General features: G+C 71.9%; 4 protein-coding genes. All 4 read left to right on the forward strand.

Going from position 1 to position 4,604, the window contains the following annotated elements:
• The first annotated feature begins 132 nt into the window (after positions 1-132).
• A complete protein-coding gene (gene secF, locus HGA02_RS11020; RefSeq protein ID WP_168679047.1) occupies positions 133-1,233 on the forward strand; it encodes a protein translocase subunit SecF in 1,101 nt (366 codons plus the stop codon).
• Positions 1,233-1,814 carry an adenine phosphoribosyltransferase gene (locus HGA02_RS11025; protein ID WP_168679048.1) on the forward strand — a complete coding sequence of 194 codons (582 nt, stop codon included), beginning with the start codon at positions 1,233-1,235 and terminating at the stop codon, positions 1,812-1,814. The genes secF and HGA02_RS11025 overlap by 1 nt, the downstream gene beginning before the upstream one ends.
• Before the next feature lie 148 nt (positions 1,815-1,962).
• Positions 1,963-4,296: a RelA/SpoT family protein gene (locus HGA02_RS11030; protein ID WP_168679049.1), complete on the forward strand. Its 2,334-nt coding sequence runs from the start codon at positions 1,963-1,965 to the stop codon at positions 4,294-4,296.
• A gap of 115 nt (positions 4,297-4,411) precedes the next feature.
• Positions 4,412-4,604, forward strand: a 193-nt coding sequence (locus HGA02_RS20430) for a hypothetical protein (protein ID WP_210728445.1), incomplete at its 3' end; no start/stop codon positions are given.

The raw sequence follows: 4,604 nt of genomic DNA on the forward strand, positions 1-4,604 counted from the left end.
GGAGCGCCGCGCGGCGGCTCGCGCTGCCGCCGGCGACGGGTCGGCACCGCCGCCCGAGGCGCCCGAACCGACGCCTGACGCAGCCGCGCAGGACGAGTCCCGGACCCGGCGCACCGAGGGGAACGAGCACTGATGGCCCAGGGATTCGCCCAGTGGGGCAACGACCTCTACACGGGGCGTCGCTCGTACGACATCGTCGGCCGCCGTCGCGTCTGGTACACGATCTCGGCGATCCTCGTCGCGGTCTCCGCGGTGCTGCTCATCAAGCCCGGCCTCAACCCGGGCATCGAGTTCCGCGGTGGGTCCGAGTTCGTCGTCTCGAACGTCCAGAACCTCGACCAGCAGCTCGCGATCGACACCGTGCAGGAGATCGCGCCGGCCGAGTCGCCGAAGGTGACGACGGTGAGCGGCAAGAGCCTGCGCATCCAGACCGCCGAGCTGAGCAACGCGGACGTCGAGGAGGTGCAGGGCGCGCTCGCCGAGGCGTACGACGTCCCGAAGGACCAGGTGACGACGTCGTTCATCGGCCCGTCGTGGGGCGCCGACATCTCGCGCAAGGCGATCACCGGCATCCTCGTCTTCCTGCTGTTCGTGACGATCGTGATGACGATCTACTTCCGCAACTGGCGGATGGCGGTCGCGGCGCTCGTCGCGCTGTTCCACGACCTGATCATCACCGCGGGCGTGTACGCGGGGGTCGGCTGGGAGGTCACGCCGGCGACGGTCATCGGCTTCCTCACGATCCTCGGGTACTCGATCTACGACACCGTCGTCGTGTTCGACAAGGTGCGCGAGAACACGGCCGACACGCTCGACCAGAGCCGCTTCACCTACGCGGAGAAGGCGAACCTCGCGGTCAACCAGACGCTCGTGCGGTCGATCAACACCTCGGTCGTCGCGCTGCTCCCGGTCGCGTCGATCCTCTTCGTGGGCGCGTTCGTCCTCGGGGCGGGCACGCTGCGCGACATCGCTCTCGCGCTGTTCGTCGGCATGCTGATCGGCACGTTCTCGTCGATCTTCCTCGCGACCCCGGTCGAGGTCTCGCTGCGCGAGCGCGAGCCCGCGATCCGCGAGCACACGCGCAAGGTGCTCGCGGCGCGCGCGCAGCGGCGCACGGGCGGTTCGGAGGACGAGGACCCCGAGGCCCTCGCGGCGGCGACGATCCACTCGGCCGGCCAGCTGCGACCCGGCGCCCACCAGGGTGTCGCCGCGCAGCCGAAGCGGCGCCGGTGATGACCTCGATCGACGGATCGACCGCGGGGGCGCTCTCGGGCGCCCCCGCGGGCCGTGCGGAGCTGCTCGCACGCGTCGACGAGCTCGTGCGCCGCGTGCCGGACTACCCGAAGCCGGGCGTCCTCTTCCGGGACATCACGCCGCTCCTCGCGGACGGCCCGGCGTTCGCCGGGATCGTCGACGCGATCGCCGCCGACGCGCCCGAGGGGATCGACCTCGTGGCCGGCATGGAGGCCCGCGGCTTCCTGCTCGCAGCGCCCGTCGCGACCGCGCTCGGTGCCGGCGTGCTCCCGGTCCGCAAGGCGGGCAAGCTGCCCGGGCCGACCGCCGTCGAGCACTACGAGCTCGAGTACGGGCACGCGTCGGTCGAGATCCACCCGTTCACGGTGCCCGAGGGCGCGCGCGTGCTGGTGATCGACGACGTGCTCGCCACGGGCGGCACGGCGGCGGCGACGGTCGCGCTGCTCCAGCGGTGCGGCGCGGACGTCGTCGGGCTGTCGTTCCTCGTCGAGCTGCTCGGCCTCGACGGCCGCGCCCGGCTGGGCGGTCTCCCCGTCGACGCGCTCGTGCAGGTGCCCTGACCTCGTCCGTCGCGGTGACGTCCGCGGGCCCGTGTCCGTACGTGCGTGCGTGCGGACGTAGACTGCTGCGATCCGGTCCCCGCGGGTCGGACGTCCCGCCACTGGCCGCCGAGACGTCCCAGGGGGCGACGACCGCGGGAGGGGTGGCATGAGCGACGACGTGCGAGCGCCCGAGACCGCTGCGCCCGAGGTGGCGGCCGACAACGGTGCCAGCGCGTCGAGCCGGGTGCGGTCGCGCCTCGTGCGGTTCGGGCAGCGATCCGGTCCGGCGTTCCCCGCGCTCGAGCCCGTGCTCCAGGCGGCGCGGACCAACCACCCGAAGGCCGACCTGACCGTCGTCGAGCAGGCGTACGTCGTCGCGGAGAAGGCCCACCGCGGGCAGCTGCGCAAGAGCGGCGACCCGTACATCACGCACCCGGTCGCGGTCGCGACGATCCTCGCCGAGCTCGGCATGACGCCGTCGACGCTCGCCGCGGCGCTGCTGCACGACACCGTCGAGGACACCGAGTACTCGCTCGACCAGCTGCGCCGGGAGTTCGGTCCCGAGGTCGCGATGCTCGTCGACGGCGTGACCAAGCTCGACAAGGTCACCTACGGCGACGCCGCGCAGGCCGAGACGGTCCGCAAGATGGTCGTCGCGATGTCGCGCGACATCCGCGTGCTCGTCATCAAGCTCGCCGACCGGCTGCACAACGCGCGCACCTGGAAGTTCGTCGCCTCGACGTCGGCCGAGAAGAAGGCGCGCGAGACGCTCGAGATCTACGCCCCGCTGGCCCACCGCCTCGGCATGAACACGATCAAGTGGGAGCTCGAGGACCTGTCGTTCGCGACGCTCTACCCGAAGCTCTACGACGAGATCGTGCACCTCGTGGCCGAGCGTGCCCCTGCCCGCGAGGAGTACCTGGCGGTCGTCCGCGAGCAGGTCGGCGCCGACCTGCGCAGCGCGAAGATCAAGGCCACGGTCACCGGCCGGCCGAAGCACTACTACTCGATCTACCAGAAGATGATCGTGCGCGGCCGCGACTTCGCCGACATCTACGACCTGGTCGGCGTGCGCGTCCTGGTCGACACGGTGCGGGACTGCTACGCGGCGCTCGGCGCCCTGCACGCGCGATGGAACCCGGTGCCCGGCCGGTTCAAGGACTACATCGCGATGCCGAAGTTCAACCTCTACCAGTCGCTGCACACGACCGTGATCGGCCCCGGCGGCAAGCCCGTCGAGATCCAGATCCGGACGCACGACATGCACCGCCGGGCGGAGTACGGCGTCGCCGCGCACTGGAAGTACAAGGAGACGGCGAAGAACGCCGCGGGTGGGCAGACCGACGCCGCCGGCAACGACATGGTGTGGCTGCGCCAGCTCGTCGACTGGCAGAAGGAGACCGCCGACCCGACCGAGTTCCTCGACTCGCTGCGGTTCGAGATCGCCGGCTCCGAGGTGTACGTCTTCACGCCCAAGGGCGACGTGATCGCGCTGCCGTCCGGCTCGACGCCCGTCGACTTCGCGTACGCGGTGCACACCGAGGTCGGCCACCGGACCATGGGCGCACGCGTCAACGGGCGGCTCGTGCCGCTCGACTCGGCGCTCGAGAACGGCGACGTCGTCGACGTCTTCACGTCCAAGTCCGAGACGGCCGGGCCGTCGCGCGACTGGCTCGGGTTCGTCAAGAGTCCCCGTGCGCGCAACAAGATCCGCCAGTGGTTCTCGAAGGAGCGCCGCGAGGAGGCGATCGAGCACGGCAAGGACGCCATCGCGAAGGCGATGCGCAAGCAGAACCTGCCGATCCAGCGCCTGCTGTCCCACGAGTCGCTCGTCGCCCTCGCGAACGAGATGCGCTACCAGGACGTGTCTGCCCTCTACGCGGCGATCGGCGAGGGCCAGGTGTCCGCGGCGACCGTCGTGCAGCGCCTCGTCCACTCGCTCGGCGGCGAGCCTGCGGCCGAGGAGGACCTCGCCGAGACCGCCCGTCCCGGGCCGACCGCGCGCCGCGTGCGCACGGGCGACGTCGGCGTGGTGGTCAAGGGCGTCGACGACATCTGGGTCAAGCTCGCCAAGTGCTGCACACCCGTCCCGGGCGACGACATCGTCGGCTTCGTCACGCGCGGCGCCGGGGTCAGCGTGCACCGGTCGGACTGCGTGAACGTCGACGCCCTGCGGTCGCAGCCCGAGCGCCTCGTCGACGTCGAGTGGAGCCACACCAGCTCGACGCTCTTCCTCGTGCAGATCCAGGTCGAGGCGCTCGACCGCAGCCGGCTGCTGTCCGACGTCACGCGCGTCCTGTCGGACCACCACGTGAACATCCTGTCGGCGTCCGTGTCGACGTCACGCGACCGGGTCGCGCTGTCGCGGTTCGTGTTCGAGATGGCCGAGCCGTCGCACCTCGCGTCCGTGCTCGCCGCCGTCCGCAAGGTCGAGGGCGTGTTCGACGTCTACCGGATCACCGGGTCGAAGGCCGCCGAGGAGCCCGTCATCCGCGCCTGACGCGTCGTCGAGACCGCGCAGCAGCGCGCGCGCCTGGCGGACGCCGCGCCGTCCGCGCAGCGTGGCGAGCTCGCGCAGCGCCGCGTCCGGGTCGAAGCCCGCGGAGACGAGGTCAATGAGCAGTCGACGGGCCCGTGCCGGCGCGACGAAGCGGGCGACGTCGGTGCCCGTGCGGTGCACCGTGGTGACGCGCAGCCCGCCGACGAGCTCGACGTCGGACGGCACGAGCGACGCCTCCGCGGACGTCCGCCGCTCGCTGGGCGGCACCCGCCGCCGGCCGCTGCCGACCAGCACCTCGACCTTGGGCG

Origin of the sequence: Cellulomonas septica, assembly GCF_012396155.1 — a bacterium.
Classification (GTDB): Bacteria; Actinomycetota; Actinomycetes; order Actinomycetales; family Cellulomonadaceae; genus Cellulomonas; species Cellulomonas septica.